Below are 24950 nucleotides of genomic sequence, written 5' to 3' on the forward strand. Positions count from 1 at the left end.
CCGCGTCGACCATTAATCGGTTGCACAGAACGATGATCCTCGGCTGTGCCCTAACACTTTAGAACCCGCAGAAAAAAGGACACCTCCATGACTGTGCGCATCGCAAACCAGACCTGCTTCTTCATTACCGAGAACGGCGAAGAAATTCGTTTGTGTCCCGACGTCACCATCATTACCGACTCGGAAAAATCCATGTCGGCGGTGGAGCTCAATGACCAGCGCTTCTACATTACCGAAGCAGAAGCCGACGCATTGACCGTAGCAGGCGCAGTCGACGGGCGTAAGCATTTGAAGGCCACCGACAGTGATTCGGTGATTTGACTGACCCGGATCAATAACCCACGCAGACGCTTGATATAGGTGTCTGCGACCCGCTGTAGCGGGTGCATCAACTTGTCGCAGGCAGCGGATCAAAGTCCATCTGATCCGCTTTTTATTGCAATAGGTGAGTCTGTTATGCAAACAGATCGCCGCTCATAGTGCTCAGGCCTGATGGAGGCTGATGAGCGAAAGACCATGAGCGATAGAATCCCCGTCCGAACCGTAGAAACCGCCCCTTTAGTACAGAACCCTTCCGTGCAGAGCTATGAGCCTTCGCGTCCAAAGATGAAGGCCAAATCCAGCGACAACCTGATCCACACCCGCAGCTTCACCGGTTTATTCCGCACCTTGCGCCTGAGCGGCGCAGGGTTTCTGTTTTTGCTGTTCTTCGGCACGGTGTGGTTGAACTGGGGCGGCCGCCAAGCCGTGCTCTGGGACCTTTCCGAAAGCAAATTCCACATCTTCGGCGCGACCTTCTGGCCGCAGGATTTCATCCTGCTGTCGGCGCTGCTGATCATTGCCGCGTTCGGCCTGTTTGCGATCACCGTGTTCGCTGGCAGGGTCTGGTGCGGCTACACCTGCCCACAGAGCTCCTGGACCTGGATCTTCATGTGGTGCGAGAAGATCACCGAAGGTGAACGCAACCAGCGGATCAAGCTGCAAGCCGCGCCCTGGGGCCTGAACAAACTGGTCCGCCGCTCGGCCAAGCACACCTTGTGGCTGTCCATCAGCCTGTTGACCGGCCTGACCTTTGTCGGCTATTTCACCCCGATCCGGCCGCTGGCCGAAGAACTGCTGACGTTGCAGATGGGCGGCGTCAGCCTGTTCTGGGTGCTGTTCTTTACCGGCGCGACATACATCAACGCCGGCTGGCTGCGTGAAGCGGTGTGCATGCACATGTGTCCGTATGCGCGGTTCCAGAGCGTGATGTTCGACAAAGACACCCTGACCATCTCCTACGACGTTGCCCGTGGCGAAAACCGTGGCCCGCGCAAACGTGATGTGGCCCCGGCAGAAGTCGGCCTCGGTGATTGCATCGACTGCCAGGTGTGCGTGCAGGTCTGCCCGACCGGCATCGACATCCGCGACGGCTTGCAGATGGAATGCATCGGCTGCGCCGCGTGTATCGACGCCTGTGATTCGATCATGGACAAAATGGGCTACGCCCGCGGGCTGATCAGCTACACCTCCGAGCATCAATTGCAGGGTGGCAAGACTCATCTGCTGCGGCCTCGATTGATCGGCTACACCGCGGTCCTGCTGGTGATGATCGGTGCGCTTGCCCTGGCGCTGGTGGAGCGGCCGATGGTGTCGCTGGACGTGAGCAAGGACCGTGGCCTGTTCCGCGAGAACAGTCAGGGGCAGATCGAAAACATCTACAGCCTGAAAGTCATCAACAAGACCCAGCAACGCCAGGATTACCGTCTGACCCTGGTCGATGGCGATGGCTTCCAGTTGCAAGGCAAGACCGGACTGAGCCTGGCACCGGGCGAGATTGTGGATGTGCCGGTGTCGGTGGCGATGACCACTGAACGGCCGAGCAGCAGTTCGCAAGCGATCAGTTTCAAAATTGTCGACAGTGATGAGCCTGAGATTTATAGCGTGGCGAAGAGCCGGTTTGTTGCGCCGATGAATCGTTGAGCCTTTAAGATGGCGAGCGGTCAGAGGCGGGATTGAGTTTTGTGCATGATCTGGAAGCCACCCCTCACCCTAACCCTCCCGAAACGTCGGACCGCCCCAGAGGGGCGAGGGGACTGATTGGGGGATATTCAAGGTACGGCGACCTGAAAAATCTGCTTTGAATCCATAGTCGACTTGGTGTTTCAGGTCGCCGTAATTCGCTGGACACCTCGGTCAGTCCCCTCGCCCCTCTGGGGCGGTCCGACGTTTCGGGAGGGTTAGGGTGAGGGGTCGATTTCCCTGACACACCACACAACAACCTGGCGACAAGGCCCCCCCCGATGAAACGCTACGAAAAATTCGCCGACGACATCGCTGAACTGATCCGCTCCGGCGTTCTCGGCCCCGGCCAGCGTGTGCCATCGGTGCGCTACGCCAGCCAGACTTATGGGGTCAGCCCGTCCACGGTGTTCCAGGCCTACTACCTGCTCGAACGTCGCGGCCTGATCCGCGCCCGCCCGCGTTCCGGCTACTTCGTCAACGCACACGCGCCGAGCCCGTTCTCGGAGCCGGTGATCAGCAGTCAGGTCAATGAGTCCACCGAAGTCGACGTCAGCGAACTGGTGTTCTCGGTCCTCGACTCGATCAAGGACCCGAACACCGTGCCCTTCGGCTCGGCCTTCCCCAGCCCGACCCTGTTCCCGCTGCAACGCCTGTCCCGTTCCCTGGCCAGCGCCGCCCGCGAAATGGACCCACGCATGGTCGTCACCGACATGTCGCCGGGCAACCCGCAACTGCGTCGACAAATCGCCCTGCGCTACATGGTCGGCGGGCTGATGCTGCCCATGGAAGAACTGCTGATCACCAACGGCGCGCTGGAAGCGCTGAACCTGTGCCTGCAAGCCGTCACCGAGCCCGGCGACCTGGTGGCCATCGAAGCCCCGGCGTTCTACGCGTGCCTGCAAATCCTGGAGCGGCTAAAGCTCAAAGCCGTGGAAATCCCTGTGCATCCGCGCGATGGCATCGACCTTGGCGTACTCGCGCAAACCCTGGCACGGCACCCGATCAAGGCTGTCTGGTGCATGACCAGCTTCCAGAACCCGATGGGCGCGACAATGCCCGAGGCGAAGAAACAGGAACTGGTAGAGCTCTTGCGCAGCCATCAGGTGCCGCTGATCGAAGACGACGTCTACGCCGAACTGTATTACGGCCAACAGGCGCCGAAACCGGCCAAGGCTTTTGATACCGAAGGGCTGGTGATGCACTGCGGTTCGTTCGCCAAAAGCCTGGCCCCCGGCTACCGCATCGGCTGGGTCGCCGCCGGGCGCTACGCGCAGAAGATCGAACGGCTGAAACTCATGACGTCGCTGTGCGCGTCGATGCCCGCCCAGGCGGCCATCGCCGATTACCTGCAACACGGCGGCTACGACCGGCACCTGCGAAAACTGCGCTACGCCCTTGAAGAACAGCAAAGCGCCATGCTCGCCGCGATCGCGCGCTACTTCCCGACGCAGACTCGCGTCAGCCAACCGGCCGGCGGCTACTTCCTGTGGCTGGAACTGCCACCGCAGATGGATTCACTGAAGTTGTTTCAGATGGCGTTGGCGCAAGGGATCAGCATTGCGCCCGGGCCGATTTTTTCACCGACCCAGCGCTTCAGGAATTGTATCCGCCTGAATTACGGCAGCCCCTGGGATGAGACAGCCGAGAAGGCGATGGAGACGTTGGGGCGGATTGTGCGGTCGTTCTGAGGGTTTGATGGCGTCTGGTCTACCGCCTTCGCGAGCAGGCTCGCTCCCACAGGGGAATGCGATCAACTGTGGGAGCGAGCCTGCTCCGGGCGGCGTTCCGACGATGAAGCCAAATCCAGCGATACAAATCCTAAGGGTTAACGCCCACCACCAAGGTCGACAAACGTCCCGGTCGCGTAAGACGCCTTGTCCGACAGCAACCACACAATCGCCTCAGCCACTTCTTCCGGACGCCCGCCCCGAGCCATCGGAATCCCCGACTCCAGCTTGCTGACCCGATCCGGGTCACCGCTCAACGCATGGAAATCGGTGTAGATGTAACCGGGGCGCACGGCGTTGACGCGGATGCCTTCGCCGGCCACTTCTTTGGACAGGCCGATGGTGAAGGTATCGAGCGCACCTTTGGAGGCGGCGTAGTCGACGTATTCACTGGGCGCGCCCAGGCGTGAGGCCACCGAGGACACGTTAACGATGCTGCCACCCTGCCCGCCATGCTTGGGCGACATGCGCAGGATCGCGTGTTTGGCGCAGAGAATCGGCGCCAGGACGTTGGTTCTGAGGATTTTGAGAATACGGAATTCGGACATTTCATCGACTCGGGACTTATGCCCGACGGTGCCGGCGTTGTTCACCAGCGCCGTCACCCGGCCCAGCTCAGTGTCCACGCGGTGGAACAGGGCGATGACTTCGTCTTCGATGCTGACGTCAGCGCGCACCGCGATGGCTTGCGCGCCCAGCGCCCGGACTTGCTCCAGCACCGTTTGCGCAGCCGATTCATCGGCCAGGTAGTTGATGCAGATCCGATAGCCTTGTTTGGCGGCCAACAGGGCTGTGGCAGCGCCGATACCGCGGCTGCCGCCAGTGATGACGATGACTTTGTCCATGCGAAACTTCCCCCATACCAAGCGTTAGCAGTCGGGGCCAAGAATAACCGTCATCGCTGGCTTTTGCATGGGCTCAGATCAATCACATTGTTATCAACTCACCGCCAATTGCTCTGCACGCAGAATATCCACCATAAAGCGTTCGGCGGGCAGCGGGTGCCCGAGCAGATAACCCTGAAGCGAATCACAACCGAGTTGCGTCAGGAAGTCTTGCTGCGAGTCGGTTTCCACCCCTTCGGCGACGATCCGCAACCCCAGTGCCTGGCCGAGGGCGACGATGGCGGAAACGATGGCGGCATCATCGCTGTCACGCTCCAGATCGCGGACAAAGCCCCGGTCGATCTTCAGTTCGTTGGCCGGCAGGCGCTTGAGGTACATCAAGCTCGAATAGCCGGTGCCAAAGTCGTCGATCGACAGGTCGACTCCCATTGTCGACAGCTCCTGAAGCACCGTCATGCTCGCATCGGCATCGCTCATGGCGGTGGTTTCTGTGATCTCGAGGGTCAGGCTGTTGGCCGGCAAATGGTGAGTGGCCAAGGCTTTGGCGACGCTCTGGACCAGGCCTGCGTGGCAGAACTGCAGGGCTGAAAGGTTCACCGCGATGCGCCAGTCGGTGTACCCGAGCACGTACCACTCGCGCATCTGACGGCAGGCTTCGTTGAGCACCCACTCGCCAATCGGAATGATCAGCCCGGTCTTTTCCGCCAGTTCGATGAACTTGTCCGGCAGCAGCATGCCCTGGGTCGGATGCACCCAGCGCAGCAACGCCTCGGCACCGACCGGTCGGCCATTGTTGGCATCGAACTTGGGTTGGTAATAGAGACTGAATTGCTGCTGATCAATGGCGATACGCAAGTCCTGCAATAACTGCAGCTGTTTGCGCGCGTTGCTGTTCATCGAGGCATCGAAGAAGCTATAGCCGTTTTTCCCGGCGCCCTTGGCGTGGTACATCGCCGCGTCAGCGTTCATCAGCAATTCCTCGGCGGTTTCACCGTTGCCCGGATATATAGCGATGCCGACGCTGGCGGAAATCTGCAAGTCATGTTCGCTGACTCGGAACGAACGCCCGATCAGCTCGACCTGACGGGCCGCCAGGTTCAATGCGTCATTCTGCTCGCCGAGTTGCACCAGCAATACGAACTCATCACCGCCGATCCGTGCCAGGGTGTCCTGGCTGCGCAAATCCTCGCGCAAGCGCAAGCCGACCTCACGCAACAACAGATCGCCCATGTGGTGACCGAAGGCATCGTTGACGGGTTTGAAACCGTCCAGATCGATGAACATCAACGCGAAACAACCGCCCTGCTCCTGCACCATCGACATCGCCTGATCGATGCGGTCAGCCAGCAACACGCGATTCGGCAGGCCGGTCAGGGTGTCATGCAGGGCCAGTTGGGTCAGTTCGCGGTTGGCCTCGGTCAATGAGTGGGCAAGTCCTGCGGTGCGGGCCTCAAGGCGCGCATCGAGGATCGAGGTCAACAAGGCAAGGCTCAACACGGCCAGGGTGGTGATCAGCACCAGATTGTCCAGGCCCTTGCCGTTCAGGCCGCTGACGGCCGCACCACAGAAGCTGCCATCCGGGAAACGCGCCGCCGCCATGCCGGTGTAATGCATACCGACGATCGCGAACCCCATGATCACCGCCGCACCGCCACGGATCAGGCCGACATAAGGCGTGTGCTGGCGCAGGCGGAAAGCGATCCACAACGCGGCGCCCGAGGCGACTACGGCGATCAGCAGCGAGGCGCCGAACAGCGTCGGATCGTAATCGATACCCGGCTGCATACGCATGGCGGCCATGCCGGTGTAGTGCATGGCGCTGATCCCGACGCCCATGACCAGCGCGCCGAATGCCAATTGCCAGGCTGGCAATTGTGGCTGGCTGACCAACCACAGGGCAAAGCCGCAGGACAGGATGCCAATCAGCAGTGACAGCAATGTGATACCGACGTCGTAACCGAGGTCGATGGGCAATTTGAACGCGAGCATGCCGATGAAATGCATCGACCACACGCCAACCCCCATCGCAAAGGCGCCGCCCGCCGTCCATAGATGCACCGCCCGACCCTTGGCCGTGGAGATGCGTTCGGTCAGGTCGAGCGCGGTATAGGAGGCGAGAATCGCCACAAAAAGCGAGATGATAACCAGCGTGGGGGAATAGCTACCGATAAGCATGAGACTTCTCGTGACCGCCCTCCGTACTGCTTCCATTCTCGGGGGGCAAATCGGGCGATTGTACTGATTGCGCAAAAGAACGCACTGACAAAATAAGCAAATGGCCATCAAGCCGATGAAACGCTTGTTTGACACCTCGCGACGGCCGCGTCCACCCGTAGCAGCTGCCGAGCCTGCGAGGCTGCGTTCGGCGGCGAAGCCGTCGTGAAATCAGACGGTGCGGTGTTTCAGTAGGATCCGGTACTCAGGGTTTACGACGGCTTCGCCGCCGAACGCAGCCTCGCAGGCTCAGCAGCTGCTACAGGAGCCTTACTCTTTTTCGCTCACCTGCAACGCCCCATCCCAGCCACCGCCCAGCGCCGCGATCAACTGCACGCTGGCAATCAACCGGCTCTGCAACAGGCTCAGCACGCTGCGTTCATTGTTCAACGCTGTGGCCTGAACGACCACCACGCCCAGATAAGCGATCACACCGGCCTTGTACTGGTTCTGGGTCAGACGCAAGGATTCACGCGCCGCGTCCAGTGCTTCCTGGCGCACGCCCGCTTCGTCTTCCAGGACCTTGAGCTGCACCAGATAGTTTTCCACTTCACGGAAGCCATCGAGCACGGTCTGGCGGTACTTGGCCACTGTTTCGTCGTAGGCCGCTTCGCTGCGGTCAACTTCCGCGGAGCGCTGACCGCCGTCGAACAAGGTCATGGCCAATTGCGGTCCGACCGACCAGAAGCGGTTCGGCACGCTGATCCAGTTGGCATAGGTGCTGCTGCTATAGCCACCGTTCAGACTCAGGGTGAAGTCCGGGTAATAGGCCGCCTTGGCCACACCGATGTTGGCATTAGCCGCCATCACCGAGCGTTCGGCGGAGGCGATGTCCGGGCGGCGCTCGAGCAATTGCGAAGGCACGCTCAGCGGTATCTCGGGCAACGCAGGAATGTCTTTGGTTTCAGCCAGGCTGAACTCGGCCGGCGGTAGCCCGATCAGTACGGCAATGGCATTCTCGAATTGAGCACGCTGCCAGATCAAATCAACCATGTCAGCCTGGGTGCTTTTGAGCTGAGTCTGGGCCTGGGCCACCGCATCCTTGCCGGAGACACCGGCGCGATACTGGTTTTCAGTCATTGTCAGCGAGCGCTGATAGGCCTCGACCGTCGCTTCCAGCAGGCGTTTCTGCTCGTCGATCACGCGCAGTTGCAGATAGTTCTGCACCAGTTCCGACTGCTGGCTCAAGCGCATCGCCGCCAGATCGGCAAAACTCGCCTCAGCATTGGCGGTGTCGGCTTCAAGGCCTCGACGCAGTTTTCCCCAAACGTCGGCCTCCCAACTGACTCCGGCCTGTGCGGTGTAAGTGTCGCGAATCCCGCTGGAAGAACTGGTCAGGCTCGAACTGCTGCTGCCGGTGCCCTGGCTGGAGCGGTTTTTCCCGACGGTCAGGTCCACGGTCGGAAAAAACGCGCCACGAGCACTGCGCACCAAGGCCTGGGCCTGACGGTACTGGGCCTCGGACTGCGCAACGGTCTGGTTGGCACTGTTAAGCTTTTCGATCAGGCCATTCAACTGCTGATCGCCATACAACTCCCACCAGGCGCCACGTGCCAGAGAATCGCTGGGTTTGGCCTGACGCCAGCCTGCCGCTTCCTTGTACTGCGCCGGCGCAGCCGCTTGCGGGCGCTGGTAATCCGGGCCGATGGCGCAGGCGCTGAGCATCGCCACGCACAGCGCCAGGCTCAACAAACGCGAGCCTCGGGCCGTTACCAGCGGTGCAGCCAGAGTGATAAGCGAACGGTCAGTCATAGCGGAGTTTCCAGAGCAGCATCGGTACGCACCCCACGCCAGTGGTTGAAGCGATGGCGCAGTTTGTCGAGATAGAGGTAAACCACCGGGGTGGTGTAAAGGGTCAGCACCTGGCTGAAGATCAGCCCGCCAATGATGGTCAGGCCCAGCGGCTGACGCATTTCCGCACCTTCGGCGCGGCTCAGCAGCAACGGCAACGCGCCGAGGATCGCTGCCAGGGTAGTCATCAGAATCGGCCGCAGACGTTGCAAGCAAGCGCTGCGAATCGATTCCAGCGGCGCCATGCCCTGATGCCGTTCCAGCTGCAAGGCCAGGTCGATCATCAGAATGGCGTTTTTCTTCACCACGCCGATCAGCAGGAACAGCCCGAGCAACGAGATCAGGCTGAACTCACCGCCCAGCGCGTAAATCGACAGCAACGCGCCGACCCCGGCCGATGGCAAGGTCGAAAGAATGGTCAGCGGATGGATATAGCTTTCGTACAGCACACCGAGCACCAGATACACCGCCACCAGCGCCCCGAGAATCATCCACGGCTGGCTCTTCTGGGTCGCAGCAAAGGCGTCGGCAGTGCCGGCCATTTTCACGATCACGTCTTCCGGCATGCCCAGTCTGGCAATAGCCCGCTCGATGGCCGCCGTGCCCTGCTCCACCGTCACGCCTTCGGCCATGTCGAAGGAAATGCTCTCGGAGGCGAACTGGCCTTCGTGGCTGACGCGGTCGTCTTCCAGGCTGTTTTCGTAATGAGCGATAGTCGAGAGCGGAATCCGCGCACCGTCGGCGGTGATCACCTGAACCTGTTTGAGGGTGATCGGGTCCTGGGCATATTTCGGATTGACCTCCATGACCACCTGATACTGGTTAAGGCTGTCGTAAATCGTCGAAATCTGCCGCTGGCTGTAGGCGTTGTTCAGCACCGCGGTGACCATATCCATGTCGACGCCCAGGCGTTTGGCCTGATCACGGTCGACGATCAGGGTCACCTGTTGGGCGCCGCGCCCTTCACGGGCGTCAATCGCGGTCAGCTCCGGCAAAGCCTTGAGTGCGGTAACGACTTTCGGATACCACTCGCGCAATTCACCAAGGTCGGCGCTTTGCAGGATGTAGGAATACTGCGACGTAGTCTGTTCACGACCGCCACCAAACTGCAGGTCCTGATCGGCCATCAGCATCAGCTGCGCACCGGCGACCTTGGGCATTTCCTTGCGCAGGCGTTCAATGACTTTTTGCGCAGAAATGTTGCGCTCCTTGATCGGTTTCAGCCGCACCAGCATGAAAGCATTGTTGGTGCCGTTGGTGCCGCCGATGAAGCCGGCGACGCTTTGCACCGCGTCATCCTTGAGCACCGCGCGGCGGAAAGTTTCCATTTTTGGCTGCATCACGCTGAATGACAGTCCGTCGTCACCGCGCACGTAACCGATCAGCTGGCCGGTATCCTGTTGAGGCATAAATGTTTTAGGAACAACGATATACAGCGCAATGTTAACGCCGACTGTCACGACAAGACTAAGCAAGGTCAATCGGCGATGACGCAGCACCCAGTCGAGGCTTGTGGCGTATTTGCCGACCATCCACTCGTTGGCGCGCTGACTCCAGCGCTGCAAACGGTTTTCCTCACCGGGTGTATGCGGCTTGAGCCAGCGGGCGCAGAGCATGGGGGTCAGCGTCAAGGAGACCACCAGCGACACCACGATGGACGCCGCCAGCGTGATGGAAAACTCGCGAAACAGGCTTTCGACAATCCCGCCCATAAACAGGATCGACAGGAACACCGCCACCAGCGAGACGTTCATCGACAGCAAGGTGAAGCCGACTTCCTGCGCCCCGAGGTACGCGGCCTTCATCGGCGGAACGCCTTTGTCGATGTGCCGCGAAATGTTCTCCAGCACCACAATGGCATCGTCCACCACCAGCCCGGTGGCCAGAATCAGCGCCATCAGCGACAGGTTGTTCAGGGAGAATCCATAGAGGTACATCACCGCAAAGGTGCCGACCAGAGACACCGGCACCGCAAGGGTCGGAATCAGCGAGGCGCGGAAGTTACCGAGGAACAGGAACACCACCAGAATCACCAGCGCCACGGCAATCAGCAGGGTCATTTCCGCTTCGTGCAAGGTCGCCTTGATCACCGGCGACCGGTCCATCGCCACGTTCAGCTTCACGCTGGCCGGCAACACGGCCTGCAGCGCAGGTAGTTGAGCCTTGATGTCGTTGACCGTCTCGATGATGTTGGCGCCGGCCTGCCGGTTGATCACCAGCAGTACCGCCGCGTCGTTGTTGAAGAAGCCGCTGTTGTAGCGGTCTTCGACGCCGTCGCTGACCTTCGCCACGTCCTTCAGGCGCAGGGCCGCGCCGTCCGCGTAGTGGATGATCAGCGACTCGTAATCCTTGGCTTTCTCCAGCTGGTCGTTGGCCTGAACCTGCCACAACCGCTGACTGTCTTCGACCGAGCCCTTGGGCCGGCGCACGTTGGCATTGGCGATGGTGTTGCGCACATCGTCCAGCGCTACGCCGTACTGGTTGAGCGCCTGCGGTTCGAGTTCGATGCGCACCGCCGGCAAGGAACTGCCGCCGATCTGCACTTCGCCGACGCCCTGCACCTGAGACACGCTCTGGGACAGGATCGTCGAGGCCAAATCGTAGAGCTGGCCCTTTTCCAGCACGTCGGAGGTCAGTGACAGCACCATGACCGGCGCCTGGGACGGGTTGACCTTCTTGTAGGTCGGCATGCTGCGCATCCCGCTTGGCAGCAAATTGCGCGAAGCGTTGATCGCCGCCTGCACTTCCCGCGCCGCGCCGTTGATGTCGCGGTCCAGGTCGAACTGCAAAATCACCCGGGTCGAGCCCTGGCTGGAGCGGCTGCTCATGGTATTGACCCCGGCGATGGCGCCGAAGGAGCGCTCCAGCGGCGTGGCCACCGTCGAGGCCATGACCTCCGGGCTCGCACCGGGCAGACTCGCCTGGACCACGATCACCGGGAAGTCCATCTGCGGTAACGGCGCCACCGGCAACAGGCCGAAGCTCACGCCGCCCAGCAGCAGGATCGCCAGGCTCAGCAACATCGTCGCGACCGGGCGCTTGATGAAAGGTCCGGACAGGTTCATGGCTGTTCTGCCGCTTCCACGGCTTCAGGCTTGCGACCCCAGCGCCGACCGAGGCGGTCGAAGTACAGGTAGATGACCGGAGTGGTAAACAGCGTCAGCACCTGACTCACCAACAAGCCACCCACCATCACCAGACCCAACGGTTGACGCAGTTCCGCGCCGGAACCGGTCGCCAACATCAATGGCACCGCGCCGAACAACGCGGCCAGTGTGGTCATCAGAATCGGCCGGAAACGCAGCAGCGCCGCCTGATAGATCGCCGTTTCCGGGTCCATGCCCTGATTGCGTTCAGCATCGAGGGCGAAGTCGATCATCATGATCGCGTTCTTTTTCACGATACCGATCAACAAAATGATGCCGATGATCGCGATCATGCCCAGGTCATTGCCGCTCAACAGCAACGCCAGCAAGGCACCGACCGCCGCCGAGGGCAAGGTCGAGAGAATGGTGATCGGGTGGATGTAGCTCTCGTACAGCACGCCGAGCACGATATACATGGTGACCACCGCTGCCAGAATCAGCAGCAAGGTGCTCGACAGCGACGCCTGGAATGCCTCGGCCGCCCCCTGGAACTGGGTCTGCACGCCAATCGGCATGCCGATGTCCTTCTGCACCTGATCGATGATCTCCACCGCATGGCCCAGCGCCACGCCGGGCGCGAGGTTGAAGGACATCATCACTGCCGGGAACTGCCCGATATGAGTGATCGCCAGTTGTGCCTGACGCTCCTCCATGTGCGCCAGACTGGATAGGCGCACTTGCCCGCCGTCGGTGGTTTTCACGTGAATCTGATTCAGCGCCTCCGGGCCGATCTTCTCGCCGGACTGCGATTGCAGCACCACGCGGTACTGGCTGGCCTGGGTGTAGATGGTGGAAATCTGCCGCTGACCGAAGGCGTCGTACAGCGCATCGGTGATGTTCGACACCGACACACCGACCCGCGACGCCGCATCGCGGTCGATCACCAGATACACCTGCAGGCCTTTGTCCTGCAAATCGCTGGCGACGTCGGTCAGCTCAGGCCGTTGGGCCAGTGCTTCCACCAGTCGACCACTCCACAGACTCAGCAACTCCGAGTCCGGCGACGACATGCTGAACTGATATTGAGTCCGGCTGACGCGGTCTTCGATGGTCAGGTCCTGCACCGGTTGCATGAACAGGCGAATGCCGGTGAGTTTGTCCAGTTCCGGTTGCAGACGTGCAATCACCTCGGTGGCGCTCAGGTCGCGATTGCTGTGGGATTTGAGGTTGATCAGCAGACGACCGCTGTTCAGCGTCGAGTTGTCACCGTCGACGCCGATGTAGGACGACAAGCTCTCCACCGCCGGATCCGCCAGGATCACTTTGGCCAGTTCCTGCTGGCGTTCGCTCATGGCCGCAAAGGAAATCGACTGCGGCGCCTCGGAAATGCCCTGGATCACCCCGGTGTCCTGCACCGGGAAAAAGCCCTTGGGCACCACCATATAAAGGAACACGGTCAACGCCAGCGTGCCGATGGCCACCATCAGGGTCAGCGGTTGATGCTTGAGAACCCACTTTAACTTGCGCCCGTAAGCCGCGATCATCCAATCAATTGTGGCGCCGCTGGCCCGGTAGAAACGGCCCTGTTCTTCTTCCTTCGGTTCACGCTTGAGCAGCCGCGCGCACATCATTGGCGTCAGGGTCAGGGAGACGACAAGGGAAATCAGGATCGCCACCGCCAGAGTGATAGCAAATTCACGGAACAGCCGCCCCACCACGTCGGCCATGAACAGCAGCGGAATCAGTACGGCGATCAGCGACAGGGTCAGGGAGATCAGCGTGAAGCCAATCTGCTTGGCGCCCTTGAGCGCCGCATTCAGGGGGCTGTCGCCCTCTTCGATAAATCGGGAAATGTTCTCCAGCATGACGATCGCATCGTCCACCACGAAACCGGTGGCGATGGTCAGTGCCATCAGGGTCAGGTTGTTGACCGAGAAACCCGCGAGGTACATCACGCCGAAGGTACCGATCAGCGACAGTGGCACGGCCACTGACGGAATGATCGTGGCGCTGGCCCGACGCAGGAACAGGAAGGTCACCATCACGACCAGCGCAATGGCGATCAACAATTCGTGCTGCACGTCGGTGACCGAGGCGCGGATAGTCTGGGTGCGGTCGGTCAGCACGGTGACTTCGAGACCGGCCGGCAGGTTGTCGGTGATGCTCGGCAGCAGGGCTTTGATCCGGTCAACCACTTCGATGACGTTGGCGCCAGGCTGACGCTGGATGTTCAACAACACCGCCTGGCTTTCATTGGCCCACGCCGCCAGACGTTCGTTTTCCGCGCCATCGACGATCTCCGCCACATCCTTGAGCCGCAACGGCGCGCCGTTGGCGTAGGCGAGAATCAGGTTGGCGTAGTCCTTGGGCGAGGTCAGTTGATCGTTTGCATCGAGCATCGACACCCGGGTCGGGCCGTCGAAGTTGCCTTTGGGCTGGTTTACGTTGGATGCACCGATCAGGGTTCGAACGTCGGAGAGGTTCAAGCCATTGGCGGCTAGGGCTTCAGGGTTGACCTTGATCCGCACGGCCTGACGCTGGCCACCGGCAATGCTGACCATGCCGACGCCGCTGATCTGGGCAATTTTCTGCGCCATGCGCGTGTCGACCAAATCATTGAGCTTGGGCAGCAGCATGGTCTTGGAGGTGATGGCCAGGGTCAGCACCGGGGTGTCCGCCGGGTTGACCTTGTTGTACACCGGCGGCGCCGGCAGGTCCTTGGGCAGCAAATTGGTCGCAGCGTTGATCGCCGCCTGCACCTGTTGCTCCGCGACGTCCATGTTGATGTCGAGACTGAAACGCAGGGTCAGCACTGAAGCGCCGCCGGAACTGGTCGAAGCCATCTGGGTCAGGCCGGGCATTTGCCCGAACTGACGCTCAAGGGGCGCGGTCACGGCGCTGGTCATGACATCCGGGCTGGCACCTGGATACAGCGTCATGACGCGAATGGTCGGGTAATCGACCTGAGGCAATGCCGACACCGGCAACAGCCGATAGGCGATCACGCCGGCCAGGATAATGGCCAGCATGCTCAGGGTCGTGGCGACCGGGCGAAGGATGAACAGCCGCGAGATGTTCATGCGCCGCCCTTTTTCGCCTTGTCGGGGGTCGTCGCGTCAGGCACCGTGGCGGCCGATTTGCCTTGCAGGTGCTCGGTCGGGGTGGTCGGTACATCCTTGGTGTCGTTGACCACTTCCACTTCGCTGCCTTCCTTCAAGCGGTCGGTGCCTTCAAGGACCACGCGATCCCCGGGGGCCAGGCCTTCGGTAATCACGGTGTTTTCACCGTCACTGGCGCCGACTTTCAACTGACGAATCGCGACTTTCTTGTCGCCGTCCAGGGCGTAGACAAACGTGCCGTTGGTGCCGAACTGAATCGCTGCCGAAGGTGCGAGCACCACGTCTTTGAGGGTGTCGGCCAGCAGGTGGACGTTGACGAACTGATTCGGGAACAGCGCCTGATCGCGGTTCTCATAACGAGCCTTGAATTTCAGGGTGCCGGTGGTGACGTCGATCTGGTTGTCCAGGCTCTGCAAGACGCCGGTGGCCTGCAACTTGGTGTCGCCACGGTCCCAGGCTTCGGCGGGCAGTTTGGCGCCGGCGCGATAACGGGCCAGCACGGTCTCCAGGACGTTTTCCGGCAAGGTGAAGGCAACGCTGATCGGTTGGGTCTGGGTGATGATCGCCAGCGCTGTGGTGTCGTTGGCTGCCACCAGGTTGCCGACATCCAGCTGACGCAAGCCCACACGCCCGGCAATCGGGGCGCGGATTTTGGTGAATTCCAGATTGAGCTTGGCGTCGTTGACCGCCGCCTGATTGGTTTTGACCGTGCCCTGATACTGGCCCACCAGCGCTTCGGCGGTGTCCAGGGTCTGCTTGGCGATACTGTCTTCGCGATACAAGCCGCGATAGCGTTCCACATCGACCTGGGCGTTTTTCAGCTGTGCCTGGTTCTGCAGCAACGTGCCTTCGGCCTGAAGCAAGGCGTTCTGGTAAGGACGCGGGTCGATTTCAGCCAGCAGATCGCCCGCCTTGACCATCTGCCCTTCCTCGAATGAGATCTTCATCAGCTCACCTCCGACGCGGCTGCGCACATTAATGGTGTTCAGCGCCGTCACGGTGCCCAGCGCCTTGTAGTACAGCGGAAAGTCGCCCTTGACCGCTGGCGCGACACGCACTGGTACTGGCCCGGTCGCCCCGCCGAAACCGGGACGCATCCCTCCCGACCTGCCGGTATGCCCGGCAACGGCTTTTTGCCCTGCGCCCTCTTTTTGGGCACTGCCGGCGGGCCAGAATTTCCAGCACAGGCCAGCGATGACCAACAGGACTAGCAGGCCAAACAGCCAGCGACGGGGACTACGGGAAACGGAGGATTGCATGGAATGATCAACCATTGGGCGCGTGGGCTTCTTCTACAGGAGGCTGAACGATAAGCACTGGCGGGTATTAAGCAAAGCGGCTTTACCGGCAATTTACCTTTGGCTTACGTAACAGGATGTTTGGCCAAGACACTGAATCACAAATGAAAACGGCCTGGACAGGGCCAGGCCGTTAACAATTGTAATGCTTTACTTATTTAAGAACGGCAAGTGCCGCTTCGTAGTTCGGTTCTTCAGCGATTTCCTTGACCAGTTCGCTGTGCAGAACGTTGTCGTTTTCGTCCAGAACCACGACGGCACGGGCCGTCAGGCCTTTGAGCGGGCCGTCAGCGATGGCAACGCCGTAGTTCTCGATGAACTCGGCACCGCGCAGGGTCGACAGGTTCTGTACGTTTTCCAGGCCTTCGGCGCCGCAGAAGCGAGCTTGAGCGAACGGCAGGTCAGCGGAGATGCACAGCACGACAGTGTTGGCGACATCACTGGCCTGGGCGTTGAACTTGCGAACCGAAGTCGCGCAGGTCGGGGTATCGACGCTTGGGAAGATGTTCAGCACTTTGCGCTTGCCGGCGAAGCTCGCCAGGGTCACGTCGGACAGATTGCCGGCAACCAGGGAAAAGGCTGGCGCCTTGGAACCGGCTTGTGGCAGTTGGCCGTTGACTTGAACCGGGGAGCCTTTAAGAGTGACTTGAGCCATGAACGGAGTCCTTCTGAACGTTGTTGTAGAGAATTTTGAAGAGGCCGAAGTTAACCACGAAATGGCCCGACGACCTATGCCCAGATACAAATTGTGAAGTGTCGTCGCACACATTGGATACAACCTGCCCCCATCACCGCATAGCGAGTTTAGTGTCGAGAAACAAATCCGCTTTTCGGCGATCTTCCGTAAGAAGCGCTGTCGATTCAGGCGACGGCCATTCGACTAGTCAGTGAGTCACTCACATCCAGCGGAGATAAAACCATGCGATTCATGATCATTGTCAAAGCCAGCCAGGATTCCGAGGCCGGTGTGATGCCCAGCGAGGAACTGATGACGGCGATGGGCAACTACAACGAGGAGCTGGTCAAAGCCGGCATTCTCATCGACTGCGATGGCCTGCAGCCGAGCAGCAAAGGCGCTCGCGTGCGCTTCTCTGGTGACCAGCGAACAGTAATCGACGGCCCGTTCGCCGAAACCAAGGAGCTGATCGCCGGCTACTGGATATGGCAGGTGAAGTCGAAACAGGAAGCGATCGACTGGGTCAAACGCTGCCCCAACCCAATGCCAGGCACCGACGCCGAAATCGAGATTCGCCAGGTGTTCGAGGCTGACGATTTCGGGACGGAGTTCACACCGGAACTGCGGGAGCAGGAAGAGCGGGTGCGCGCGCAGGCGAAAAAGCGCTGATGAGTCAAATCATCGTGGCGGAGGGTTTACCCCTCCCCACATCAGCAGTCGGACGATCCACCCCGCTGTTTCCCATTAACTTTCCAGTCCACAGAAACTCACGCAGTCGTGGACAAAAAGCCAAGGATCCCCCTCTTCGACTGGCGAACCCGGCGTTAGCTGCTAGCTTCAAGAGACGTGTCCTACAGGCTTGATAGGAAAGAGATTTACGCAGTAACGGCCGCCAAGTGCCGAGTCGTCCAATGAGCCATGGAGGAACGGGGGAGTCATGTCGAACAATGTGGAAGCTCACGCCTCGCCAGGGGCGGCCTTAATGGGTGTGCCGCAATTGCTGCATGCCACCGAGTCGATCTGCACCCGCCCCCACTACACCCCACTCGGTTTGGCTGGTGGCAACGTGTGGAAATCCTGTTCCAATATTCTTAATGCCTTCGTCACCTTCGGCACATAAGGACTTTGATATGCACAGCATAATTCGCGCAGCTGGTTACAGCCTGATGACGATGTTCGTCAGTTGCGGCGTGGGTGCCCAAGATCTGGATACGCGGATCGACAAGATCGCGATGGAAGGCGAACTCCCGGCCCATGAATCCATTGCCAGGCTCTATGCCGAGCTGGATTTCCAACAGGCGACCCAGCGTTATCTCTGGGCGTTGCCGCTGGTGTCCTACGCGCAATGGCAGGAAGAATTCGCGAAAAGCTCGGCGCCCGCAGCGGATCACAACCGTCATTTGACCGACGCCGGCCATCCGGCAAAGCTGCATCAAGCATGAACGCGCGCCTGACGGCAAACGCATCTGGACTATGGACGTTGCAATGCCGAAACATAAAAATAAAGCGGTACAGCCAAGCCCTGATTCGCCACCAACCCTGATTAACCGTTACCTGTTTCCCGTCACCCTCGGTGTCTTGCTATTGGCCATCGCCGGCATCGGCTGGTTTCTGTTCAGCAGCAAACCGGCCCCCGTGGCTTATGCGCCTGTCAGCGCTCCGGCCGCTCAGCCGGCCAAACCGCAACCGGTCGCCGTGGCGCCGGCAACGATGGTCGATGAGCAACAATGCCAGGGCTGCCACAGCGAGCAGGTCAAGGACTGGCAAGCCTCCCATCACCAATTGGCGATGCAGGAAGCCAACGCCGAGACGATGCTGGGCGACTTCAATAACGTCACCTTCAAAGCGGAAAAAGAAACCACCCGTTTCTCGCGCAAGGGCAACGAATTCTGGGTCAACACCCCCGGCATTGATGGCAAGAATGCCGACTTCAAGGTCGCGTACACCTTCGGCATCGCGCCGTTGCAGCAATACCTGATTGAGGTCGGCGAAGGTCGGTTGCAAGCCCTCGGCGTGGCCTGGGATACCGAGAAGCACCGCTGGTTTCACCTCTATCCGGGCCAGGGCGTGAACTTCAAGGACCCGTTGCACTGGAGCAAGCCGAGCCAGAACGCCAACTTCATGTGCGTCGAGTGCCACACCACCGGTTACAAACGCAATTTCGATGCCGCGAAAAACACCTTCGACAGTCACTGGAACAGCCTCGGTGTCGGCTGTCAGGCCTGCCACGGCCCGGCCTCCAATCACCTGGAATGGACAGCAAAAAAAGGTGACTTGGTCCATGCCGGTTTTGCCGTCGACCTGAAGGACAAGAACGCCACTGTCGAAATCGAAACCTGTGCCCGCTGCCACTCGCGCCGCGCGCCACTGGGCGACGGATTCACTGCCGGCAAGCGCCTGATGGATGACTACCTGCCGAGCACCCTGACCCGCGAGTTGTACGCACTGGACGGCAAGATCAAGGACGAAGTGTTCGAACACGGCTCCTTCGCCCAGAGCAAAATGTTCGACAAGGGCGTGCGCTGCAGCAACTGCCACAACCCGCACAGCACCGAGCTCAAGGCACCGGGCAACGGTGTCTGCCTGCAATGCCACAACACCGCCGGCAAGACCTCGGTGGAAGGCGTTGATGGCCAGGGCCTGCAAGCGAAGAATTACGATTCCATCGAACACACCCGCCACACCATGGGCCAACCGGGTTCGCAGTGCGTGGATTGCCACATGCCCGGCAAGTTCTACATGGGCAATGACTTCAGGCATGACCACAGTTTCAGCATTCCCAACCCTGAGCGGGCGAAAAAACTTGGCACGCCGGACGCTTGCCTGACCTGTCACCAGGGCAAGGCTGGCGACAAGGTCACGGAGCAATTCAAGCTCTGGAACACCACCACCGCGCAGGCACCGCGTTACGACGAAAGCCTGTGGCTGATTCGCAACGGTCAGCCCGGCGCGGCACAAGCCTTGTACGAACAGCTTCAACGCAGCAATTTGCCAGCAATTCAGCGCGCAACCCTGCTGGCCGAGTTGCCGCTGTATCCAAGCGAACAGGCGTTGAAACTGGCTACCAAAGACTTGAGCCACCCAGCCCCGCAAGTGCGTGAAAGTGCTGTTAGGGCGATCAGCGCGTTCCTGCCGCCACCGGAACGCGCGCCGCTGTTGACGCCGTTACTGCATGATCCGGTGAAGGCTGTGCGGATTGTCGCGGCTCGGGACTTGCTGAGCGTGGCCCGTAATGGCTTGGGCAGCGCCCAGGACCACTGGAACGCGGCCATCGCCGAGTACGAGGCGGTCCAGAAGAGCCTGGCCGAACGCGCTGAAGCCAACCTCAACCTGGCCATGCTCTATCAGGCCAGCGGTCGTAGCGGTGAAGTCGAAGCGCTGCTGCGCACAGCCCTCAAGCGCGATCCGGATTTCTATCCGGCGCTGGTGACGCTGGTGCAATGGCTGGAGGCGAACGGACGCAGTCAGGAAGCTCAGACGCTGCTGGAGCAGCGCCTGAAAGAACATCCGGATGCCGCCCTGCTGCAACACACTCAAGGCCTGTCGCTGGTGCGTGCGGGCAAATCGGCCCAGGCCATGCCGGCCCTGCGCAAGGCCGCGCAACTGGAACCTCAGAACGCTCAGTACGGTTACGTGTTGGCGGTGGCGTTGCACGACAGCGGCAAGGTCGATGAGGCCTGCCAAGAGCTGGAGCGGCTGCTGAAAGTGCAACCGGCCAATCGCAATGCTCGGTTGACGTTGATCCAGTACTACCTGAACAACGGGCAGGAACCGAAGGCACAGGTGCTGTTGCAGGGCTGGAAGAAAATGAACATGGGGGATCCGGCGTTGAAGTGATCTTGAACGTGTTCGGACGTAGCCTGTAGCAGCTGCCGAGCAGCGCGAGGCTGCGTTCGGCGACGAAGTCGTCGTAAACCCTGCAAACGCGGTTTTCCTGTAAACCGTATCGCCTGATTTCACGACGACTTCGTCGCCGAACGCAGCCTCGCGCTGCTCGGCAGCTGCTACATAGACCGTGGAATCACCAGGACGAACCGCTTTTGAGTGCCAACTCCCGCCGACTATTCGCCCGCATCGCCTTGATCAACGATACCGTCCCCACCAGTAAAATCGCCGCGCCAAACAGGAAGTCAATGTTGTACAGCTGAAAGTCCTGCAACGGCCCCACCAGAAACACGCGGATCGCCCCGATACTCACCAGCGTGGCGAGAAAATCGATGCCGGGCTCGTCGCGATAAAACACGTGCATCAACGGCAGGCAAATCACCAGCAGCAACAGCAATACAATCACCTTGAACGAGCCCTTGCGCTCGACGCTGAACGCGCATTCGTTGGCGGCGTAAGGCTTGTAATCCTCGTCGCGAACCAGCGAGTTTTTCTCGTTGATGTACTCGACCCGGTTGAACTTCTGAATGGGCGTAAAGGTGTTCGACATCTCCATCACCGTGGTGATGTGGCGAAAGCGCAAGTCGATGCGCTCATTGCCCTTGAGGTAATACAGCACCGGTTTGTAGCCATAGCGGTAGGTGTCGAAGGGAAACTCGGTGGCGCGCCCCTGCACGCCAATCGGTCGCGGCTCGAGCTCCGCGTAGGCGCTTTTGTTGTCGGAGGCGAGGTTACGGCTCAGGGGTTTGATCCTGACCTGTTCGAGGAAAATCGGCGTGGCGCCGTAGGACCATTGCAGCGGTTCCAGGCGCAGGCGCAGCTCGTTACGGCCCAGGTCATAGCGATTGAAGGTACGTTCGGAAACAATCACCGCGCCGCTAAGCAGGAACTCGCCACGCAGATTGTTGGTAATGCGCAGGGTCAGCTGATCCTTGCCCAGCGACAGCGCATCCGCGGCCGGTGGCGTGCCGCACCAGGCATAACTGTCGAACGCGCCCCCCAACTGACCGCCGCGGTTCTCCTGGAACACATAAAAGTAAGCGCCCCACAGGGTCAACATCAGCAGAAACGCGGTTAACCCTAGAATTTTCTTGCCCACACTCAAACCAGACTCCTTTTGGTACGACTTCCTTATGAGGTGCGGACTCTACCAAAGTGCCATCATCGACCCAAGTACAAATGCCTTGCGCCACCACACAACATTTCCCTCGGCGTGCGGCAAAGCCGGATTTATTTAAATTCCGGATGATGGCGCACTGCCATTAGCGCTAGAGTCCGCGCCGGGCAGTCAGCCCCCAATATTCACAACGAGGCGACATGAAGCGTACCTCGGCCAATGACGGCAAATCCCGGTCTCAAGGATCATCAATGAAAGCTCTCCGCACGCTGTTCACCGTTTCAGCCCTGACCGCCACCCTGCTGACTTCGGGCTGTGCAAGCATTGTTGGCGACAGCAAATACCCAGTGAACGTATCGAGCACTCCAAGCGGTGCCGACTTCACCATCAAGAACAAGGACGGAGTCGTCGTTCATAACGGTTCCACGCCCAATACCGTTACCCTGCCTTCAGGTCGTGGCTACTTCAAAGGTGAGGCCTACACCATCACCTTTAAGAAAGAAGGTTATGCCGATACCAGCGCTACGCTGGAAACCAGCATGAGTGGCTGGTACTGGGGCAATCTGTTGCTCGGTGGGTTGATTGGCATGCTCGTTGTCGATCCACTCACTGGCGCGATGTACAAACTTCCCGCCGACGCTGCGGGCAATCTCGGCAACCCACTGCCTGGTGAACCGCCAAAAAGCCTGACACTGCTCGAAATTGATCAGCTTTCTCCAAGCGATCGAGCGGCTCTGGTCCGCATCAACTGACAGCACTCGGCGCATCCTGCTCTACAGGATGCGCCCTCCTCACCGGCGTTCTACTGACGCCGTCGAAACAACGGCCGCGGCTCAATCACCGAACGCCCATACAACACGCTCATCCCCGCCAGCCCCTTGAGCGCATCTTCGGCGGACTTGTCCTCGCGCACCGCGAAGCTGTCGAATCCGCATTGACGCATGTGGCTGAGTTGATCGCGCAGTACATCGCCGACGGCGCGCAACTCGCCCGTCCAGCCCAATCGGGTGCGCAACAAGTACGCCTGACTGTAACCGCGACCATCACGGAAACTCGGAAAATCCAGGGCAATCAGCGGCAGGTGTGAAAACCACGGCTTTAGGCTTTCCACCTCATCGTCCGGCCCCAACCACACGCCCTTTTGCGGTGGACCTTCAAGCCAACGGGCCAACGGCAGAATCACTGCACCCGCCGGCCATTCATCGTTGACATCCCTGACCAGGGTCCAGGGATCATCAGCGACAATCCGCGCCACACCCTCCTCCAGCCGCAGCAAATTGTTCATGCCGACACCTCCAGCAGCTTCGGATAGACCTGCTCTTTGAACGGTTCCAGACCGATGCGCTGCAAGGTGTCGACGAACACTTCCTCGCTCTCGCGATAATTGACGAACGTGGCGATGATCTGCTCGATCACCCCGGGCACTTCGGCGGCGCTGAAGGACGGGCCGATGACTTTGCCCAACGCACTGTTCTTGCCCTGAGCACCGCCGAGGGTGATCTGGTACCACTCGCTGCCGTTCTTATCGACCCCCAGAATGCCAATGTTGCCGATGTGGTGGTGGCCGCAGGCGTTCATGCAGCCGGAAATGTTCAGGCTGATGTCGCCCAGATCATGCAGATAGTCGAGGTCTTCGAAGCGTGCCTGAATGGCTTGCGCGATGGGGATCGACTTGGCATTGGCCAGCGCGCAGAAGTCGCCGCCAGGGCAGGCGATGATGTCGGTCAGCAAACCGATGTTGGCGCAGCCCAGGCCCTGTTCGCAGGCCAGGCACCAGAGCGAGTAGAGATCAGCCTTGGGCACGTCGGGCAACACAATGTTCTGTTCATGGGCGATGCGAATTTCGCCAAAACCGAACTGCTCGGACCAGTCGGCCACCGCCTCCATCTGCTCGGCCGTGACATCACCCGGCGGCGAGGCAATGCCCGGTTTGGTCGACAGCACCACACTGGCGTAGCCCGGCACTTTGTGTGGCTGAACGTTGCGCGACACCCAACGGGCGAAGGCCGGGTTTTCGGAAAGACGTGTGCCGAAATCGAGGTCGGCATCAGCCAGAACTTGGTAGTCCGGTGGCACAAAGGCACTGGCCACGCGCTCATACTCGACGTCGGTCAACTGCGCCGGGCCGTCCTTGAGGTACTGCCACTCCTCCTCCACTTCCCGGGCAAAGGCTTCGATGCCCAGCGCCTTGACCAGAATCTTGATCCGCGCCTTGTACTTGTTGTCGCGCCGGCCATGTCGGTTATAGACGCGCAGCACCGCCTCGACGTAGGACAGCAGGTGCTGCCACGGCAACCCTTCGCGGATCTGCAAACCGAGGATCGGCGTGCGCCCCAACCCGCCGCCGACGATGACCCGCAGCAACATCTGTCCGTCGGGTCCCGGGTAAAGATAGAGGCCGATGTCATGCATCATGATCGCCGCCCGGTCCTGTTCCGCCGAGCAGATCGCGATCTTGAATTTACGCGGCAGGAACAGAAATTCCGGGTTGATGGTCGACCACTGCCGCAGAATTTCCGCCAGGGGCCGCGGGTCGATCATTTCATCCGCTGCCACCCCGGCAAAGGCTTCGGTGGTGATGTTGCGTACGCAGTTGCCGGAGGTCTGGATCGCGTGCATTTCCACGTGTGCCAGACGTTCGAGAATGTCCGGCACCTGGGCCAGTTCGATCCAGTTGAACTGCATGTTCTGCCGGGTGGTGAAGTGGCCGTAGCCACGGTCGTAATCCCGGGCGATGCTCGCCAGCGTGCGCATTTGCGGCGCGCTTAACGTGCCGTAAGGAATCGCCACGCGCAGCATGTAGGCGTGTTTTTGCATGTACAGGCCGTTTTGCAAACGCAGCGGCAGGAATTCTTCTTCGCTCAACTCATCCGCCATGAAGCGTTCGACCTGATCGCGAAACTGCGCGACCCGCTCAAAGACCAGGGCCCGGTCATAGTCATCGTACTGATACATGTGGCTACCTCATCAGGATTGATCGGGCTCTGCACAACCCCTGTGGGAGCGAGCCTGCTCGCGAAGACGGCGGCACATTCAACATTGATGCTGACTGATCCGACGCCTTCGCGAGCAGGCTCGCTCCCACAGGGACTTCAGTGAGCTTGAAGCTCTATGACCCGTTTTCTTGAGGCGACTATGGACCTGCGGCGCAGCACGTTACAGATTCAGCTAAACACTAAAAAACCGTA

At 60.2% G+C, this 24950-nt stretch carries 17 protein-coding genes and 1 pseudogene; 8 read left to right on the top strand and 10 right to left on the bottom strand.

The annotated features are described in order from the left end of the window. The first annotated feature begins 87 nt into the window (after positions 1-87). The 3 genes from EAH74_RS13120 to mapR all read left to right on the top strand — a co-directional run bounded on the left by EAH74_RS13120 (position 88) and on the right by mapR (position 3692). On the top strand, positions 88-321 hold the full coding sequence (locus tag EAH74_RS13120; RefSeq protein WP_140678967.1) for a DUF3203 family protein: 234 nt from the start codon (positions 88-90) through the stop codon (positions 319-321). Positions 322-516: 195 nt separating this feature from the next. Beyond that, positions 517-1962 carry a cytochrome c oxidase accessory protein CcoG gene (ccoG, locus tag EAH74_RS13125; RefSeq protein ID WP_140678968.1) on the top strand — a complete coding sequence of 482 codons (1446 nt, stop codon included), beginning with the start codon at positions 517-519 and terminating at the stop codon, positions 1960-1962. Positions 1963-2282: 320 nt separating this feature from the next. Further along, on the top strand, positions 2283-3692 hold the full coding sequence (mapR, locus tag EAH74_RS13130; RefSeq protein ID WP_140678969.1) for a GntR family transcriptional regulator MpaR: 1410 nt from the start codon (positions 2283-2285) through the stop codon (positions 3690-3692). 137 nt (positions 3693-3829) lie between these two features. Here the strand turns inward: mapR and EAH74_RS13135 are convergent, their stop codons facing one another. The 7 genes from EAH74_RS13135 to tpx form a co-directional block, all read right to left on the bottom strand. Next, positions 3830-4576, bottom strand: coding sequence for an SDR family oxidoreductase (locus EAH74_RS13135; RefSeq protein WP_140678970.1), 747 nt, complete (start codon positions 4574-4576; stop codon positions 3830-3832). 93 nt (positions 4577-4669) lie between these two features. Next, complete coding sequence (locus EAH74_RS13140; RefSeq protein ID WP_140678971.1) at positions 4670-6751, bottom strand: putative bifunctional diguanylate cyclase/phosphodiesterase; 2082 nt, start codon at positions 6749-6751, stop codon at positions 4670-4672. Between the two features lie 309 nt (positions 6752-7060). Continuing rightward, positions 7061-8542: an efflux transporter outer membrane subunit gene (locus EAH74_RS13145; protein WP_140678972.1), complete on the bottom strand. Its 1482-nt coding sequence runs from the start codon at positions 8540-8542 to the stop codon at positions 7061-7063. Continuing rightward, the gene (locus tag EAH74_RS13150) at positions 8539-11646 is read right to left on the bottom strand and encodes an efflux RND transporter permease subunit (RefSeq protein WP_140678973.1); all 3108 of its coding nucleotides are present in this window, start codon (positions 11644-11646) and stop codon (positions 8539-8541) included. The genes EAH74_RS13145 and EAH74_RS13150 overlap by 4 nt, the downstream gene beginning before the upstream one ends. After that, a complete protein-coding gene (locus EAH74_RS13155) occupies positions 11643-14747 on the bottom strand; it encodes an MdtB/MuxB family multidrug efflux RND transporter permease subunit (RefSeq protein ID WP_140678974.1) in 3105 nt (1034 codons plus the stop codon). Before EAH74_RS13155 ends, EAH74_RS13150 begins: the two co-directional genes overlap by 4 nt. Continuing rightward, positions 14744-16060, bottom strand: a complete 1317-nt coding sequence (locus EAH74_RS13160) for an MdtA/MuxA family multidrug efflux RND transporter periplasmic adaptor subunit (RefSeq protein ID WP_140678975.1) — start codon at positions 16058-16060, stop codon at positions 14744-14746. The genes EAH74_RS13155 and EAH74_RS13160 overlap by 4 nt, the downstream gene beginning before the upstream one ends. Positions 16061-16238: 178 nt before the next feature. Further along, a complete protein-coding gene (tpx, locus tag EAH74_RS13165; RefSeq protein WP_008150862.1) occupies positions 16239-16739 on the bottom strand; it encodes a thiol peroxidase in 501 nt (166 codons plus the stop codon). 264 nt (positions 16740-17003) lie between these two features. On the opposite strand from tpx, the gene EAH74_RS13170 reads away from it, so the two are divergent. The 4 genes and pseudogenes from EAH74_RS13170 (at position 17004) to EAH74_RS13185 (ending at position 20597) form a co-directional block, all read left to right on the top strand. Then, positions 17004-17429 (top strand): YciI family protein, encoded by a 426-nt coding sequence (locus EAH74_RS13170; protein WP_140678976.1) that lies wholly within the window; start codon positions 17004-17006, stop codon positions 17427-17429. A gap of 268 nt (positions 17430-17697) precedes the next feature. Further along, the gene (locus EAH74_RS13175; protein ID WP_140678977.1) at positions 17698-17880 is read left to right on the top strand and encodes a hypothetical protein; all 183 of its coding nucleotides are present in this window, start codon (positions 17698-17700) and stop codon (positions 17878-17880) included. 10 nt (positions 17881-17890) lie between these two features. After that, positions 17891-18147 (top strand): annotated as a pseudogene (locus tag EAH74_RS13180) (DUF1254 domain-containing protein); the annotation flags it as partial. Positions 18148-18245: 98 nt separating this feature from the next. Beyond that, positions 18246-20597, top strand: coding sequence for a tetratricopeptide repeat protein (locus tag EAH74_RS13185; RefSeq protein ID WP_140678978.1), 2352 nt, complete (start codon positions 18246-18248; stop codon positions 20595-20597). A gap of 184 nt (positions 20598-20781) precedes the next feature. Here EAH74_RS13185 and EAH74_RS13190 read toward each other — a convergent pair whose 3' ends face one another. After that, complete coding sequence (locus tag EAH74_RS13190; RefSeq protein ID WP_140678979.1) at positions 20782-21750, bottom strand: hypothetical protein; 969 nt, start codon at positions 21748-21750, stop codon at positions 20782-20784. Between the two features lie 212 nt (positions 21751-21962). On the opposite strand from EAH74_RS13190, the gene EAH74_RS13195 reads away from it, so the two are divergent. Beyond that, positions 21963-22514 (top strand): hypothetical protein, encoded by a 552-nt coding sequence (locus EAH74_RS13195; protein WP_240050505.1) that lies wholly within the window; start codon positions 21963-21965, stop codon positions 22512-22514. A gap of 50 nt (positions 22515-22564) precedes the next feature. On the opposite strand, the gene EAH74_RS13200 is transcribed toward EAH74_RS13195, so the two are convergent. Both EAH74_RS13200 and EAH74_RS13205 read right to left on the bottom strand, forming a co-directional pair. Then, positions 22565-23047 (bottom strand): DUF934 domain-containing protein, encoded by a 483-nt coding sequence (locus EAH74_RS13200; RefSeq protein ID WP_140678980.1) that lies wholly within the window; start codon positions 23045-23047, stop codon positions 22565-22567. Then, on the bottom strand, positions 23044-24717 hold the full coding sequence (locus EAH74_RS13205; RefSeq protein WP_140678981.1) for a nitrite/sulfite reductase: 1674 nt from the start codon (positions 24715-24717) through the stop codon (positions 23044-23046). Before EAH74_RS13205 ends, EAH74_RS13200 begins: the two co-directional genes overlap by 4 nt. Positions 24718-24950: the final 233 nt, after the last annotated feature.

It is taken from the genome of Pseudomonas mandelii (assembly GCF_006438925.1).
GTDB lineage: Bacteria > Pseudomonadota > Gammaproteobacteria > Pseudomonadales > Pseudomonadaceae > Aquipseudomonas > Aquipseudomonas mandelii_C.

What these genes read in the sequence shown, in the direction of transcription:
- EAH74_RS13120 (WP_140678967.1), top strand. Translation starts at nt 88, where the DNA reads ATGACTGTGCGCATCGCAAACCAGACCTGCTTCTTCATTACCGAGAAC.
- ccoG (WP_140678968.1), top strand. Translation starts at nt 517, where the DNA reads ATGAGCGATAGAATCCCCGTCCGAACCGTAGAAACCGCCCCTTTAGTA.
- mapR (WP_140678969.1), top strand. Translation starts at nt 2,283, where the DNA reads ATGAAACGCTACGAAAAATTCGCCGACGACATCGCTGAACTGATCCGC.
- EAH74_RS13135 (WP_140678970.1), bottom strand. Translation starts at nt 4,576, where the DNA reads ATGGACAAAGTCATCGTCATCACTGGCGGCAGCCGCGGTATCGGCGCT.
- EAH74_RS13140 (WP_140678971.1), bottom strand. Translation starts at nt 6,751, where the DNA reads ATGCTTATCGGTAGCTATTCCCCCACGCTGGTTATCATCTCGCTTTTT.
- EAH74_RS13145 (WP_140678972.1), bottom strand. Translation starts at nt 8,542, where the DNA reads ATGACTGACCGTTCGCTTATCACTCTGGCTGCACCGCTGGTAACGGCC.
- EAH74_RS13150 (WP_140678973.1), bottom strand. Translation starts at nt 11,646, where the DNA reads ATGAACCTGTCCGGACCTTTCATCAAGCGCCCGGTCGCGACGATGTTG.
- EAH74_RS13155 (WP_140678974.1), bottom strand. Translation starts at nt 14,747, where the DNA reads ATGAACATCTCGCGGCTGTTCATCCTTCGCCCGGTCGCCACGACCCTG.
- EAH74_RS13160 (WP_140678975.1), bottom strand. Translation starts at nt 16,060, where the DNA reads ATGGTTGATCATTCCATGCAATCCTCCGTTTCCCGTAGTCCCCGTCGC.
- tpx (WP_008150862.1), bottom strand. Translation starts at nt 16,739, where the DNA reads ATGGCTCAAGTCACTCTTAAAGGCTCCCCGGTTCAAGTCAACGGCCAA.
- EAH74_RS13170 (WP_140678976.1), top strand. Translation starts at nt 17,004, where the DNA reads ATGCGATTCATGATCATTGTCAAAGCCAGCCAGGATTCCGAGGCCGGT.
- EAH74_RS13175 (WP_140678977.1), top strand. Translation starts at nt 17,698, where the DNA reads ATGTCGAACAATGTGGAAGCTCACGCCTCGCCAGGGGCGGCCTTAATG.
- EAH74_RS13185 (WP_140678978.1), top strand. Translation starts at nt 18,246, where the DNA reads ATGCCGAAACATAAAAATAAAGCGGTACAGCCAAGCCCTGATTCGCCA.
- EAH74_RS13195 (WP_240050505.1), top strand. Translation starts at nt 21,963, where the DNA reads ATGAAGCGTACCTCGGCCAATGACGGCAAATCCCGGTCTCAAGGATCA.
- EAH74_RS13200 (WP_140678980.1), bottom strand. Translation starts at nt 23,047, where the DNA reads ATGAACAATTTGCTGCGGCTGGAGGAGGGTGTGGCGCGGATTGTCGCT.
- EAH74_RS13205 (WP_140678981.1), bottom strand. Translation starts at nt 24,717, where the DNA reads ATGTATCAGTACGATGACTATGACCGGGCCCTGGTCTTTGAGCGGGTC.